10 protein-coding genes are annotated in these 15,398 nt (G+C 42.8%); 3 read left to right on the forward strand and 7 right to left on the reverse strand.

Translation table 11 applies throughout. From position 1 onward, the window contains the following. Positions 1-29 precede the first annotated feature (29 nt). Positions 30-893, forward strand: a complete 864-nt coding sequence (locus tag IQ274_RS16225) for an SDR family oxidoreductase (protein WP_194142866.1) — start codon at positions 30-32, stop codon at positions 891-893. A 94-nt stretch (positions 894-987) separates the two neighbouring features. On the opposite strand, the gene IQ274_RS16230 is transcribed toward IQ274_RS16225, so the two are convergent. From IQ274_RS16230 to gcvT, 4 genes are all read right to left on the reverse strand, one after another. Beyond that, the gene (locus IQ274_RS16230; protein WP_194142867.1) at positions 988-2,442 is read right to left on the reverse strand and encodes a hypothetical protein; all 1,455 of its coding nucleotides are present in this window, start codon (positions 2,440-2,442) and stop codon (positions 988-990) included. Positions 2,443-2,685: 243 nt separating this feature from the next. Further along, positions 2,686-5,667, reverse strand: coding sequence for an aminomethyl-transferring glycine dehydrogenase (gcvP, locus tag IQ274_RS16235; RefSeq protein WP_194142868.1), 2,982 nt, complete (start codon positions 5,665-5,667; stop codon positions 2,686-2,688). Between the two features lie 189 nt (positions 5,668-5,856). Further along, the gene (gene gcvH / locus IQ274_RS16240) at positions 5,857-6,246 is read right to left on the reverse strand and encodes a glycine cleavage system protein GcvH (protein WP_069072677.1); all 390 of its coding nucleotides are present in this window, start codon (positions 6,244-6,246) and stop codon (positions 5,857-5,859) included. A gap of 125 nt (positions 6,247-6,371) precedes the next feature. Further along, on the reverse strand, positions 6,372-7,508 hold the full coding sequence (gene gcvT / locus IQ274_RS16245; RefSeq protein ID WP_163932257.1) for a glycine cleavage system aminomethyltransferase GcvT: 1,137 nt from the start codon (positions 7,506-7,508) through the stop codon (positions 6,372-6,374). 199 nt (positions 7,509-7,707) lie between these two features. Between gcvT and IQ274_RS16250 the strand changes: the two genes are divergently transcribed. Continuing rightward, complete coding sequence (locus tag IQ274_RS16250) at positions 7,708-8,205, forward strand: pentapeptide repeat-containing protein (protein WP_163932260.1); 498 nt, start codon at positions 7,708-7,710, stop codon at positions 8,203-8,205. 103 nt (positions 8,206-8,308) lie between these two features. Here the strand turns inward: IQ274_RS16250 and IQ274_RS16255 are convergent, their stop codons facing one another. After that, positions 8,309-10,075: a tetratricopeptide repeat protein gene (locus IQ274_RS16255; protein ID WP_194142869.1), complete on the reverse strand. Its 1,767-nt coding sequence runs from the start codon at positions 10,073-10,075 to the stop codon at positions 8,309-8,311. Positions 10,076-10,430: 355 nt separating this feature from the next. Here IQ274_RS16255 and IQ274_RS16260 point away from each other — a divergent pair, with 355 nt between their 5' ends. Then, positions 10,431-11,738: a lipid-A-disaccharide synthase gene (locus IQ274_RS16260; protein ID WP_163932266.1), complete on the forward strand. Its 1,308-nt coding sequence runs from the start codon at positions 10,431-10,433 to the stop codon at positions 11,736-11,738. A 41-nt stretch (positions 11,739-11,779) separates the two neighbouring features. On the opposite strand, the gene IQ274_RS16265 is transcribed toward IQ274_RS16260, so the two are convergent. Both IQ274_RS16265 and mutS read right to left on the reverse strand, forming a co-directional pair. Further along, positions 11,780-12,166 carry a hypothetical protein gene (locus tag IQ274_RS16265; RefSeq protein ID WP_163932268.1) on the reverse strand — a complete coding sequence of 129 codons (387 nt, stop codon included), beginning with the start codon at positions 12,164-12,166 and terminating at the stop codon, positions 11,780-11,782. A gap of 149 nt (positions 12,167-12,315) precedes the next feature. Continuing rightward, positions 12,316-14,949 carry a DNA mismatch repair protein MutS gene (gene mutS / locus IQ274_RS16270; protein WP_194142905.1) on the reverse strand — a complete coding sequence of 878 codons (2,634 nt, stop codon included), beginning with the start codon at positions 14,947-14,949 and terminating at the stop codon, positions 12,316-12,318. Positions 14,950-15,398 lie beyond the last annotated feature (449 nt).

The raw sequence follows: 15,398 nt of genomic DNA on the forward strand, positions 1-15,398 counted from the left end.
ATTTTTTCTTGAGCGGTTTACGGTTAGACATGAAAAAATTGTTAATCACCGGGGTAAGTGGTTTTTTAGGATGGCATCTTTGCCAGCTTGCCAAACCAGAATGGGATATTTATGGCACTTATTTATCCCATCCTTTAGAGATTCCTGGTATGAAAATGTTAAAAGCGAACTTAACAAATTTTCAGGAATTGAAACGCATATTTAATGATGTCAAACCAGAAGCAGTTATTCATACTGCTGCACATTCGCAACCAAATTTTTGTCAAACAAACCCCAAAGAATCCCACGCAATTAACGTCATCGCATCCTGCAATATTGCCGGACTTTGCGCGGATAATTCTATTCCTTGTGCTTTTACCTCAACCGACTTAGTTTTTGATGGTTTAAATGCTCCCTATCAAGAAATAGATGCCGTGTGTCCTGTCAATCTTTACGGTGAGCAGAAAGCTATAGCTGAAGCAGATATGCTAGAAAGGTATCCCATGACCGCAGTGTGTCGAATGCCGTTGATGTTTGGTGCGGCGACACCCACAGCTAAAAGCTTTATTCAGCCATTTATTGAGACTTTACAAGCAGAAAAAGAACTAAGTTTATTTATTGATGAATTTCGCACCCCAGTAAGTGGAACAACCGCCGCCAAAGGACTTTTATTAGCATTAGAAAAAGTTAACGGCATTATTCACTTAGGTGGCAAAGAGCGGATTTCACGTTATGATTTTGGACAGATATTAGTGGAAGTATTTCAACTTCCTAGCACTGGTCTGAAATCCTGCCGACAACAAGATGTGAAAATGGCAGCACCTAGACCAACAGATGTTTCTTTGGATAGTTCTAAAGCTTTTGCATTGGGGTATCAGCCTTTATCTTTAAAAGAAGAATTGGAAATGCTATAGTTGCTGGCACTTAAACAATGGGATTTAGACAAAAATTCAGCCCATCAGCAAGTAGAGCAATTTCTAGACTATTTAGTGGACAATTGCTTGATCTTTATTCCGCAGATTCAATAAGAATCACTTCCTCTCTAGGGATATATCTACCGCCATAGGCAAAACGCACTTTTCCATCTTGGGCAATATCATTGATTTCCTCTCCCTTGGGATTCCACCAATTAGGCGCATCAATCCAGGCGCATCTGTCACCTATTTTAAGTCTTTGTATTCGACTTGCAGTTTCCTGGCTCCAATCTTTTATTGGGTTGAGTATATTGTAAGGAATTATTTCTGTCTTAATTCTCTTTATCCAAGGGGTATTACCTTCTTCTTTTCCTAATTCAGTCTTTTTGCATGAGCTTGTCGTAGATATAAAATCTGCTTCTGAGATAAATAAGTTTTTAAAGTCTATCCACTCATAACGCTCTACACTTTGCCCTAGCAAGACAACTTTTGCTCTATGGGTATTAATATCAAACTCTATTGCAGCCCCTATATGTCCTTGATGTGTTTGACACAGTAGCTTGAGTTTCTGAAGTAACTCTAAATCTAATTTTACTAAAGGTGTTTCATATCTCTTTGTATTATCGTCATCACCATCAAATCGTTCGACTGTATCGCTCACATGTAAAATAGAAGGCTTGCCAGTAAAACCCATGTCAAATATTATAGGGTCTTTGAGTAGTTTTTCATGTTCAAGTATTGCTTGATATATAACTTCTGCTGTTGTGTCTGTAGTTACATCACTGATTTCGTTATGTCTGCCTATAAGCTTGTGCTGATTAAATTGAATGTCTCCATATATATCTTTTTCCTCTATATAGATGAATCCGGTTCTAGTATCTTCCAAATGTGTGATTTCATGATGAGTTGCAACTTTTTGAATATCCTGAGCCATTCCATAAGCTTCTAGACATGAAGCTAACAGTACTGCTTGAGTTGCACCCAGACCACCAACACCTTTACCCCATTCATCAGCAGATCCTCTTCTGCTGATTTCCCCAATTGCGTAAATTGTTGCTCCTACATGGTTACTTTTATCTTTTTCTACCCTTGTTGTAATAGAATTAAAACTTGTAGGGGAAGTCTGTATTTCGTAATTTAGAAAACCTGCTCCCTTTTTATTAACAAGTGCAATATCAGTCCTTCTGCCCGGATATTGGTATTCTTGAATTGACTCAAACTTGTCTTGTTTAAAGTAGGTTTGAGTAGTTGCATTAAGTATATTTTCTGCTCTACTTTTGGCATATTTATGTACTGCACTTTCGCTTCTAGTACTGAAAAATTTGTTGCTGATACAATCTATTTCTGTTTCTTGTGCTTCTTCTATATTGACGTTATGAGAAAAATGTCCACAAACCCAGAATGATGTTTCTTTGCGTGTTTTATGGTGTGCTTTTTTATAGAAAAGTGGGCGATCGCAGAATATACATGTGAAAATTTCATCCTTATCGTAGAGGCTCAATTGAGCATCGACAAAAATACGGTTCTTATTTAATGCGTATCGAACCATATATACTAAATTCCATAGCTAAGTAAAAAATATCAATAGCTATAAAATATTATACTAATTTTTTGTAAGCTCACCCTGGATAATTACTTAATTTATCTCTTCTTTGTAGTTCGTTTAATAAATATTACCTGCATGTTCATGGAGAATTAGTGTCTTGGGACGAAACAAAATCCATACCATTATTGCGAGACTCCAAATAGTAGCCGCCTTTCTGTTTACAGAAAGGCGGTTAGCGCTGAGGTACTACGAATAAGCATCCATTGGCAGACAAGAACAAACAAAATTCCGATCGCCAAAGGCTGCATCAATGCGACCGACAGCTGGCCAGAATTTATACTCACGAGTCCAAGGCGCAGGATAAGCAGCTTGTTCGCGAGAATAAGGATGATTCCATTCTCCGGTAATCAGACTTTCGGCAGTGTGGGGTGCGTTCTTCAAAACATTATCTTGGATATCCACCTTGCCAACTTCTATTTGGGCAATTTCTTGGCGAATAGCAATCAACGCATCACAGAAACGATCCAACTCTTGTTTAGATTCACTTTCTGTAGGTTCTACCATGATTGTACCCCCAACAGGCCAGGAGACAGTCGGCGCATGGAAACCGTAATCGATCAGACGCTTGGCGACATCATCGATTTCGATCGCAGCTGATTTTTTTAGCGATCGCAAATCTAAAATACATTCATGGGCAACTAGACCATTTTTCCCCTTATACAAAACCGGATAGTACGATTCCAGTCTCTTAGCGATGTAGTTAGCGTTGAGAATCGCCACCTTAGTAGCTTGGGTTAAACCATCTGCACCCATCATGGCGATGTACATCCAAGAAATCACCAAGATACTCGCACTACCCCAAGGCGCAGCCGCCACAGCACCAATATGCTGGGTACTGGGGATTAGGGATTGGGGATTGGGAATTTCTTCTTTCCTATTCCCCAGTCCCCAGTCCCCAGTCTTCACAACAGGATGTCCGGGGAGAAAAGGCACGAGATGAGAGGCTACCCCAATGGGCCCCATACCAGGGCCACCGCCACCATGAGGAATACAGAAGGTTTTATGCAAGTTTAAATGGCAGACATCCGCGCCAATATCTCCAGGACGGCAAATTCCCACTTGGGCGTTCATATTTGCCCCATCCATGTAAACTTGTCCACCGTGACTATGGACAACAGCGCAGATTTCCTGAATTGGTTCCTCAAATACACCATGAGTTGAGGGATATGTCACCATTAAGGCAGCTAATTCATTGCTGTGTTTTTCTGCCTTAGCCTTCAGGTCAGCAACGTCAATATTACCTTGTGAGTCACAGGCAACTGCCACCACCTTCATCCCGCACATCACCGCACTCGCTGGGTTTGTCCCGTGTGCAGAAGTGGGAATCAAACAAACGTTGCGGTGTGCTTCACCCCGATTTTCGTGATATTGACGAATGACTAAAAGTCCGGCATACTCACCCTGAGAACCAGCATTTGGTTGCAGAGAAATTCCCGCAAAACCAGTAATTTCAGCTAACCATGCTTCAAGTTGCTGGAATAGGATTTGATAACCTTGCGTTTGCGACGCAGGGGCAAATGGATGAATCTTGCCAAATTCTTCCCAACTTACCGGAATCATCTCAGCAGTTGCGTTTAACTTCATTGTGCAAGAACCCAAAGGAATCATCGATGTTGTTAGCGACAAGTCCTTGCTTTCTAGCTTGTGCAGATAGCGCAACAACTCCGTTTCTGAGTGATAGCGGTTAAATACAGGATGAGTGAGATAGGTGCTGTGACGGCTAAATGGTTCACCGCTTAAACCTGATTGCTGAGTTATCCATTCCATCTCTTGCACATTCAAAACAAACCGTAGCTCATCTGTCCCCGCAAAAATCTGGCATATATCTCGCACATCATCCAATGTGGTAGTTTCGTCCAGTGAAATACCAACAGTAGATGTATCAAAAATACGTAGATTAATTTGACGAGCTTCAGCAGCTTGTAGAATTTCTTGCAGAGGTTTGGTTCCTAATTCCACCTTTAGCGTATCAAAGAAAGGTTTAGAACTGATGCTGTAACCTAGTCGCTGCAAGCACTCTGCCAAAATCAAAGTCAGGGAATGTATCCTCTGAGCTATTGTCTTAAGTCCATCTGGCCCATGATAGACGGCGTACATACTTGCCATTACCGCCAGCAGAACCTGTGCAGTACAGATATTACTAGTAGCTTTCTCGCGGCGGATGTGCTGTTCGCGGGTTTGCAAGGCAAGACGTAATGCAGGCTTACCTTGAGCATCTTTTGAGACTCCCACAATTCGCCCTGGAACCAGCCGCTTATACTCTTCCTTCGTCGCAAAGTATGCCGCATGAGGCCCCCCAAACCCCAACGGAATACCAAAGCGCTGGGTGCTACCGACAGCAATATCAGCGCCAAATTCCCCAGGAGGGGTGAGCAAAGTTAAACTTAAAGGATCTGCTGCTACCGTCACCAATGCACCCTTAGCATGGGCTTTTTCTATAAAAGCGCGGTAGTCGTAAATGGTGCCATCACTAGCGGGATATTGAAGAACAGCCCCAAAAATTGGTTGATCAAAATCAAATGTTTGATGATCGCCGACAATGATCTTAATTCCTAATGGTTTAGCCCGTGTTTGCAACACGTCGATAGTTTGGGGATGGCAGTCATGAGAGACGAAATAAGCATTTGCCTGATTTTTGGAGACACCATAGCTTAGACTCATTGCTTCAGCTGCGGCTGTGGCTTCATCCAGTAACGAAGCATTGGCAATTTCCAAACCTGTGAGGTCGATAATCAAGGTTTGAAAATTTAGCAGCGCTTCTAGTCGCCCCTGGGCAATTTCTGGCTGATAAGGAGTGTAGGCAGTATACCAACCGGGGTTTTCCAAGATATTGCGTCCAATCACAGGTGGGGTAATAGTGTCGTAATATCCCATACCAATGTATGAACGGAAAACCTGATTTTTGGCAGCAACTTTTTTTAACGATGCTAGTGCTGCATACTCACTTTCTGCTTCTGGTAACTTTAGGGGTTGCTTCAACCGAATTGCCTGTGGAACTGTTTGGTCAATTAGGGCATCCAGGCTGGGAAACCCCAAAACCTTAAGCATTTGCTGGATGTCATCGGAGTTAGGACCAATGTGTCTTGGCACAAAACTACTTAACTTTTGACTTTTTTCGTCCAGCACTTGCTGCTCATTAGACTTGAGAATAGGGGCGTTCAATACCACAAATTACTCTCCAGATGGTACTATTTAATATTTTGCAATAAATACTCTTAAACTGGGGGCTGAGACTGGGGATTCGGAAGATATTGGATAGGTGAATAAGAGTAATTGTTAATTACCTCCCCCACTCACCTACTCCCTTACTCTTCCACTCAGCACGGGCTAAACCTTAGCTATCCGCTAACAGCACTCCTACTCCCCTTCTACTTGTGCGCGGTACTCATCTGCTGTCAAGGCATCTTCAACTTCACCAGGGTCATTGACGCGCACTTTCAAAAACCACCCTTCTCCATAGGGGTCTTCTGAAACTTCTTCAGGAGAATTAATTAAGGCTTCATTACGTTCTATAACAGTGCCTGTGACTGGTGAATTCAGTTCTTCAACGGCTTTCACTGATTCAATTGTGCCAAAGTTTTCCCCCCTGGTAAGAGCGTCGCCAATTTCTGGCAGTTCCAAAAAGACGATATCACCCAATTCATGTACGGCAAACTCAGTAATGCCAATGGTGGCAATTTCGCCATCTATTCGCACGTATTCATGAGAATCCAAGTATCTGAAATCTTGAGGATATTCAAAAGACATATCACTTCCTCTCCCTTATCAAAAAAATTATTGCCCCAACAGTCATCCAAGCCATATATGGTAATGAACCTTACTGTAGATTGAGTAACTCACAACACATTATTCCTCAAAAACCTTGGCGCTTGTTAGTTAGCAGCACGATTTTTTGACCGATAAAAAGGACGTTTAACTACAACTGCTGGGTAAGCTTTGCCGCGAATTTCGACTTCTAGCTGCTGACCAACGGTTGCTAATTGGGTAGGAACGTAAGCTAAAGCAATGGGATAACCCAGTGTAGGCGATAGAGTGCCACTAGAAACTTCTCCCACAACTTTACCTGTGGATAACACTTGGTAGCCATGACGGGCAATATTGCGTCCTTGGGTTTGTAAACCCACCAATCGACGCTTCACTCCCTTGGATTTTTGCTCTGCTAAAACTTCTCTTCCAATAAAATCACCTTTGGTATCTAAGTGGACTAGCCACCCCAAACCTGCTTCTAAGGGTGTGGTGGTGTCATCAATATCTTGTCCGTAAAGTGCCATCGCTGCTTCTAGGCGCAGAGTGTCTCTTGCACCAAGTCCACAGGGGATAACACCACTTTTATGGAGACTTCGCCACAATTCTACTCCCACATCTGGGTCTACCATCACCTCAAAGCCATCTTCTCCGGTGTAACCTGTGCGGGCCAGGAAGGCAGGTTTGCCTAGTAGGGTTGCTTCTAAATGTCCGAAGGCTTTGATTGGTTGTAAGTCTTCTTGCACTAAAGGTTGGAGATATTTAATCGCTTTTGGCCCTTGCACGGCAATTAAGACTTTATCTGGTGAAAGGTCTTGGAATTGCACTTTATCCAGGTCAAGATGTTGCAAAATCCATGCTTTATCTTTACCAGAGGTTGCTGCATTGACGATGATAAATGCCTTTTGTATACCAGTGGTGTCTTCACCTTGGTAATAAACAATGATGTCGTCAATAATTCCCGCTTGGTGGTTTAACAATACGGTGTATTGTGCTTGACCGGGTTGCAATCGGCTCAAGTCTGAAGGCACTAGAGACTGGAGTTGGGAAATGAGATTTTTACCTTGGAGGGTAAATTTACCCATGTGGGAAATATCGAACATTCCGGCTGTATTTCTTACAGCCTCATGTTCGCGGCTAATGCCACTAAATTGTACGGGCATTTTCCAGCCACCAAAGCTGGTAAAGCGGGCTTTGAGTTCTACACCCACTTGATATAAAGGGGTTCGCGCCAGAGATTGGGTGTTGTCTTCTTGATTAGCCACAGGTAATTTTGCGATCGCACCTCAACATCTATCATCCTACGAGAGATTAGGGAAGAGGTGACAGGGAACAGGGAAGAGGTGACAGGTGACAGGGGACAGGTGATAGGAAATAATCTGTACCCTGTAACCTGCACCCTATTCCCTTCTGTAAGGTTTAATAGTTAATAGTAAAAGTGTTGAGATTTATTAAGAAGAGATTATGAAATATTGGCGACTGTTAGCTAGCTTTGTCTTAGCTATGGTTCTTTTTTTGTTTCCCCTATCGGCACAAGCTGCAAGTTCTTCTAGTATTACCCGTTCTGTGGGTAATGATGAACTCAAGGGTAAGGATTACTCTGGTCAAAGTTTAGTTGGTACTGAGTTTACCAATCTCAAATTAGAGAATGCTAATTTTAGCAATGCTGACTTACGTGGTGGCGTGTTCAACGGTACCCTATTGGAGGGAGCAAATCTGCATGGTGCTGATTTTAGTGAAGGCATAGCTTATCTCACAAGGTTTAAGAATGCTGATTTAAGTGATGCGGTGTTGACCGATGCAATGATGCTGCGTTCTATTTTTGATGATGTAAATGTCACAGGCGCTGATTTTACGAATGCAATTTTAGATGGGACGCAAGTGAAAAAGCTTTGTGTTAAAGCAAGTGGGGTAAATTCTAAAACTGGTGTAGATACTCGCCAGTCTTTAGGATGTAAGTAAAATCTAACCCCTCTTCTTCGCTGGTGGAGAGGGGGATATTTTATTTACGAATTACGAATTACGAATTAGGCGCAGCGTTCGCGTAGCGTGCCGGAGGCAATCGCTAGCGATATGCTTCTCTTAAAAAGCTGGCATAATTTGCCCGAATCGTCATAGTAGTAGGATGACCTACACCTAAAGTCCGTTCGCAAATTTTCAAAGCTTGCTCAAATAAGGGTTTGGCTTTCTTGTAGCGTCTTGTCTGACGGTAGAGTGATGCGATATTGTTCAGGCTAATGGCAACATCGGGATGTTCCTCTCCCAGTACGCGTTTACTCAGTTCTAAAGCTTGCTTATACAAAGGTTCGGCTTTACTGTAGCGTCTTGTCGATTCGTAGAGTTGCGCTAAATTATTCAGGCTAGTGGCGACATCAAGATGGTTGTCTCCTAGCAGGCGTTTTCTCATTTCTAAAGCTTTCTTCAGCAAAGGTTCGGCTTTGCTATAGTGTCCTGTGTAACAGTACAATGCTGCTAAATTGTTCAGGGTAGTGGCAACATGGGGATGTTCTTCTCCCACTAGGCGTTTCCACAGTTTTAAAGCTTGCTGATACAAAGGTTCGGCTTCTTTGTAGCGTCCTGTAGATTCATAGAGTAATGCCAAATAGCTCAAGGTAGTGGCAACATCGGTATGTTCCTCTCCCAACAGGCGTTTTCTCAGCTCTAAAGCTTGCTGATAAAGTGGTTCAGCTTCGCTGTAACGTCCTGTAAAATCGTAAAGTTGCGCTAAATTGTTCAGGCTAGTGGCGACATCGGGATGTTCTAAACCAAGACGATTTTTAGTTAGTTCTACACACTGCTGCAACCAAGGTTCTGCTTGCTGATAAAGTCCTTGACCTTGATAAAACCAGGCTAATTTGGTAAATAGAGTAATGAGATTTTCATCGCTCACATACTGGGATAAGTGGGTTGCAACTTCTGTTATGTGCGGGATATGTGGAGTGAAATTGACAATATCTTCAGGGGTAAGCTGTTGCGGAATTAGCTTTGCTACCTCTAACATCATCGCTGCAAATTTAGTTTTTGCTTCATTCGCCTCACCTGATTCCTCCAACTTCATTTGGAAAAGTTGCCGAATCGTTGGATTTAGATGATAAATTCCTTGATTTTTTTGTTGTAGTAAATGTAATTCCAGTAAGTCGGCTATAGCTTTCTCCCAAAGTTCTTGTTTTTTGTCATCTTCTACCGTCCCAATAGATAATGGAATGTCAGCTAAGGCACACAAACTTAGCAAACAGCCAAAGCTTTTTGCATTTTCATCCAACTGTTCCCAACTCAACTCAAAAGCTTCAGCTACACCGTCTTTATCAGGCATCAATGAGTTATCATTGACCACGTTTTCATGTTCCACTCGCTTTTTCTCTAGCCGCTTCAGTAGTGTTTCCAGAGACAAATCTGGCATCTTATCCAGATATTGCCCTACTAACTCTAGCGCTAAAGGTAAATATCCTAAAAATTTACAAATTCTTCTCGCAATCCAAGGTTCTTTTTGCAGTCTTTCCCGATCCACTAGCGTTTTTAATAATTTCATCGCCGCTAATGGTTTAAGGATATTCAATTCGCTATTATATTTTGCTGTCAGGTAAGATTGTAACTTTTGTAGTTTGTCCCGACTGTTGGAAATTGTTAACTCAGGATAGTTTTGGACAAACTTGTTATATACTTCATCTAGCAACTTTTTGAAAACAGCAATATCAACGTTTAATTCGCTAGCAAGTTTCGCTTCACTTTTACCTAAGTGTTCAGTCTGAAAACACTCTACAAAAGCTGCTGTTTGCTGTAGGGATAAGCTATGGGTAGCAGCTTCTTTGGCTAGAAAATTAGCCCATTGCATAAACAGTTTGTCAACTTTATTTTAGATTCTACTTCGTCTACATTGGGAAATCTCCTCCCTTGGGGGTGGAAATCCTATTTACATAGAAAGATTTCAAAGCAGCGGCTTATGGTTAGTAATCTTCATTTGAGCCTCTGAGGGTGAAGGTTGAGCCTTTTAACCTCAAATTTTGAGTTTGGATATCACAAGGGCCAGGTAGTATTTACAATGAGCTACGCCTACGCTCTATTTTTACTGTACTTTGGATACAGGTATTAAATTCTAGTTACAAATGATACTATCGCTGATAACTTAGGAACGAATTAATTAATATTTGCCTCTTGAGTAATGATCTCTAACTTTTGACCATTAACTAATGACTCAAGTAGATATTCTCATCCTATCAAATGGCCCTGGTGAGGTAACAACCTGGGTGCGCCCAGTAGTAAGGGCATTGCGGCAAAAATTCGGCGATGACCGAAATCAAGTGAGGATCAGTGTAATCTTATCACCTTGCTCAAATGCTAGTGGTAAAGAAGCTGCGATCGCACTTTCTTACCCAGAAGTAGATAGAGTACAGGCCGCAGAGCATTTTTGGCAATTTTTGCTTTGGGGTAAAACTATTGACAATTGGGACTGGAGAAGTCGCGGTGTAGTTGTTTTTCTCGGTGGCGATCAAATTTTCCCTGTAGTTATAGGTAAAAAGCTCGGATATCGCACAGTAGTTTACGCCGAATGGTCAGCCAGGTGGCATAACTGGATTGATCGTTTTGGCGTGATGAAACCTGAAGTTGCAGCCCGCGTTCCTGAAAAATATGCTCACAAATTTACCGTTGTGGGTGATTTGATGGTAGAAGCTAGTAGTCATTCGTCCAACGACAAAGGACAGATGACTAATGACATAGACCCTTCAGCGACTTCCCACAGCGTAGGGAAAAAGACTGAATTGATTGGTCTACTCCCTGGATCAAAAGCAGCAAAATTAGCCCAAGGAGTACCATTAATTTTAAGTATTGCCGAATATGTTCACGCGAAAAGACCGCAAACTAAATTTGTAGTTCCTGTAGCCCCAACTTTGGATTTACAAACTTTAGCTAGTTTTGCCGATCCTCAAAGGAACTCTATTGCTGAAATCTTTGGTTTTGGTGGTGCTTCCTTAATTGTCCCAGAGGACGATAGAGGCAAAGCATTGCTCAAAACAGCAACGGGCGTAACTGTGGAACTGTGGCAAGAAAACCCCGCATATCACTTATTATCCCAGTGCTGCATCTGCTTGACTACAGTGGGAGCAAACACTGCCGAACTCGGTGCTTTAGCAGTGCCAATGATTGTTTTGCTGCCAACCCAGCAACTTGATGCCATGCGTGCTTGGGATGGTTTACCTGGGTTGTTAGCAAATCTGCCAGGGGTAGGTACACTTTTTGCTAACGTAATCAATTGGTTATTCCTAAGATTCGTGAGACGCAAAGGTTTATTAGCATGGCCAAATATCTGGGCACAGGAAGAGATAGTACCAGAACTTATGGGTAGAATTCAACCAGCAGAAATTGGGGAAATGGTTGTAGACTTATTAGCCCATCCAGAAAAATTGGATGATATCCGCGCTAAACTCCGTAATATTCGTGGCGAAAGCGGTGCAGCCCTGAAGATAGCGCAGATTATTTGCGAGGAAATTGAGAAGTAGGAGGAGAAGTTGCAGTCAGTTTTTTCTGTTCATCTCTCTGCTTAATCGGAAGATTCTCCATCCCTGCGCCCAAGTTCATAAATGCCGGCACCCATACAAGCTAATATTCCTGTACTAATTCCCCAACTCTCACCTAAACTAATTTCCAGACCCCAGTTACATAAAGCACCAACTACCAGAAAAGGCGTGATGCTAAATAATGAGGCGTAGAAAGCATTTTGGGCTTCTCTGCCTTTGCGAGTCTTTTCAAACTCTGTTTGGCTAGTATAAAGCGATCGCTCGGCAAAGTTAAACCAACGGTTGAGTTGTTCGATTACCCATTGATTGACAGGGGAAAAACCTAGATATAGCGCCAATGACCACAAACTCGCTCCGGCGATCGCGATCGTGTCTAACTCAAAGGAAAAAGGCAAAATTTCAGTCAGCATTGCTTATGGGAGTCCTGCAAAGGGTCAACTTTAGCTTTTAGTAGATGCTAAAAAAACCTCTTGTGCAATTTTAAGCATAAAGGTCAACAAGATTTCAACTAGTTGGCAACTCTTCTTACCAAGTTAAGTAAATCCAGTCAGTTAAGATATCAATCCAGATTTTGCAGCCCCATCGCAATCTTACTATGTTTCTCAATTTGCCCCATCACTTGTTTGGCTCGTTGAATCACCACTGCTGGTAAACCCGCCAATCTTCCCGCCTCAATACCGTAAGACTTATCAGCACCTCCCGGTTGGACTTGGTGTAAAAAGATAATTTGGTCGGGTAATTCTTTCACCGTCACTTGATAATTAGCCACATTCGGCACAATGCTAGCTAGTTCATTCAATTCATGGTAATGAGTCGCAAAAATCGTTCGCGCCCGAATATCCACTGCAATATATTCCGCCACGGCCCAAGCGATGGAAAGACCATCAAATGTTGCTGTTCCACGGCCAATTTCATCTAATAATACCAGCGACCTAGATGTGGCATGGTTGAGAATATTCGCCGTTTCATTCATTTCCACCATAAAAGTAGATTGACCAGTTGCAAGATCGTCTACTGCACCTACACGAGTGAAAATGCGATCGCATATTCCTAATTTGGCAAACCTAGCTGGTACAAAACTACCAATCTGCGCCATTAACTGAATCAATCCCACCTGACGCAAATAACAACTTTTACCACTAGCATTTGGCCCGGTGAGGATAATCAAATCGGGATTGTCATTTGTCATTTGTCCTTGGTCATTTGTTATTTGTTCTTGATTATCTGCTAATGACAGATGACTAATGACTAATGACTCTTGACCTAATTGAGTTGAATTCGGCACAAAGAAACCCGCAGGTAAAGACTGTTCCACCACCGGATGACGACCATCAACAATGTTTATTTCCCTTCCTGACAACATTTCTGGACGACAATAACCTTGATGCACTGCCAACTCAGCTAAACCACACAATACATCCGCCGCCGCCACTGCACGAGATAGATTGCGAATTACTTCCGCCTCTTGTGCTACCTCTTCGCGCAACGCCGTAAAAATCTCATATTCCAACTGATTTAAATCATCCCGCGCCGAGAGAATCCGGGCTTCTCGTTCTTTCAAATCTGGGGTGATGTAACGTTCCTCATTGGTCAGGGTTTGCTTGCGGATGTAATTAGCAGGTACTTGGTCAGCTTTGGTGCGGGAAATACTAATGTAATAACCAAAAGTTTTATTAAATCCTACCTTCAATGTCGAAATTCCCGTCTTAGCCCTCTCCTCAACTTCTAAGTTGGCAATCCATTGCTGGTCTGCTTCTACAGTCGCTTTTCTTTCATCCAAAAGAGGATTTACACTAGGGCGAATTAATCCGCCTTCTTTGATTAGTATGGGTGGCGACTCCACAAGGTGCGCGTGTAACTTTTGTGCTAATTCTTCTAACACACTTGGGACTTTCTGCAAAGCTTTGAGGAATGGAGAATGCGCTTCAGTAACTAAATGAGATAATTCTGGTAAACGTGAGAGAGAATCTGCCAAAGCTACTAAATCTCTAGCATTGGCTGTACCAGAACCAGCCCTTCCTGTAAGGCGTTCTAGGTCATAAATTTGGCGTAACAACTGCCGCAAATCTTGACGCAGAGGTGTATTTTCCATCAATTCTTGGATGGTATCAAGACGTGCCCGAATGCCTTTAATATCGAGTAGTGGTTGCAATAACCACCGCCGTAAAGCCCGCCCACCCATCGCTGTACTAGTTCTATCCAATGACCAGAGTAGGGAACCATGAAAAGTTCCATCCCGGACGGTTTGGGTAATTTCTAGGTTACGGCGGGTTTGACTATCAACAATTAAGTAGTCGGTGACAGTGTAGGTGCGGAGTCTTTGCAGGGGAACTGGGTTTTCTTTTTGGGTATCTTCCAAGTATTCTAAAAGACCACCAGCCGCACGAACAGCGAGGGGAAGATGATCGCAACCGAGTCCTTCAAGCGATCGCACTTTAAATTTCTGCAATAATCTAGGTCTAGCTTCGCCTTGAGAAAATGGAACTTGCGATCGCAAACTATAGCAAAATGATGGTGGCAAACACTCTGGTAGATGAGGTGAAGTTTCTCCCGGACGTAGCAAGCTACCCAAATCAGGCGCATTTGTTGGAACTAGCACCTCTGAAGGTTGCAAGCGCATTAATTCCTGGGTCAAATGTTCTAAATCACTACCTTGAGTTGTCAGAAATTCCCCTGTGGAGATGTCTGCATAAGCTAAACCCCAATGATTTGCGGCAATTACTACTGCTGCAAGGTAATTATTGCGACTGGATTTCAGCATTCCTTCTTCCAGCAAAGTGCCTGGGGTAAGAATGCGTGTTACTTCCCGCCGCACCAATCTACCAGCAGCTTCCGAAGCATCTTCCACTTGGTCGCAAATTACAACTGCATAACCTTTTTCTACTAGCAGCGTCGCGTAACGTTCCCAAGCGTGATGCGGAACACCAGACATCGCCACCCGTCCCTGTTCGCCAGCTTGTTTGCTAGTGAGAACTAATTCCAATTCTTGTGCTAGTTTTACAGCATCTTGGAAATAGCATTCAAAGAAATCTCCTACCCGATACAACAATACCGCGTGAGGATATTTATCCTTCGTCTCGACGTAGTGCAGGTACATTTGACTTAGCTTACTGCGATCCACCTGTTGATGGTCAGAAATAAAAGTACTTGCGTCGGGTTTGGTAGATGGAGTTTCAGAGTGAGAGGCGGTCATAGATGCTATCGAGTTACGCACGGAAATTCCACAATATCCGATGATAACGTGATGTGAAAGTTGAATGGCGATCGCTCAAGGATATTTTACCAAGAAGGGGAAAAGGGGAAAGGGTAAGGGGCAAGGGAAAAAGAAAAAACTTTTCCCCAGAAGGTATGCCCCTATTTTGAAATATGGAGAACAAAAAAGAAGATTTTTGAGACACATAGTCCCGGATTTCTCACGTATTGTGTGGGGAGTGTGGGAGGTGTGGGAGGCAATGCAGCGTTCATTGATATGCAGTTATTCAATTCCTCCTCTTTCTCCCCACACTCCCCACACCCCCCACACTCACGCTCATTTCTCACTTGTGAGAAATGCGGGGTAGTGCGATAACTTAGCAGCGTCCATGTCTTGAAACACCTGTTTTTAAATATGGGGTTCCCTTTCCCCTTTCCCCCTTGACCTTT

Origin of the sequence: Nostoc sp. LEGE 12447, from assembly GCF_015206985.1 — a bacterium.
In the GTDB taxonomy this organism is placed as follows: domain Bacteria; phylum Cyanobacteriota; class Cyanobacteriia; order Cyanobacteriales; family Nostocaceae; genus Nostoc.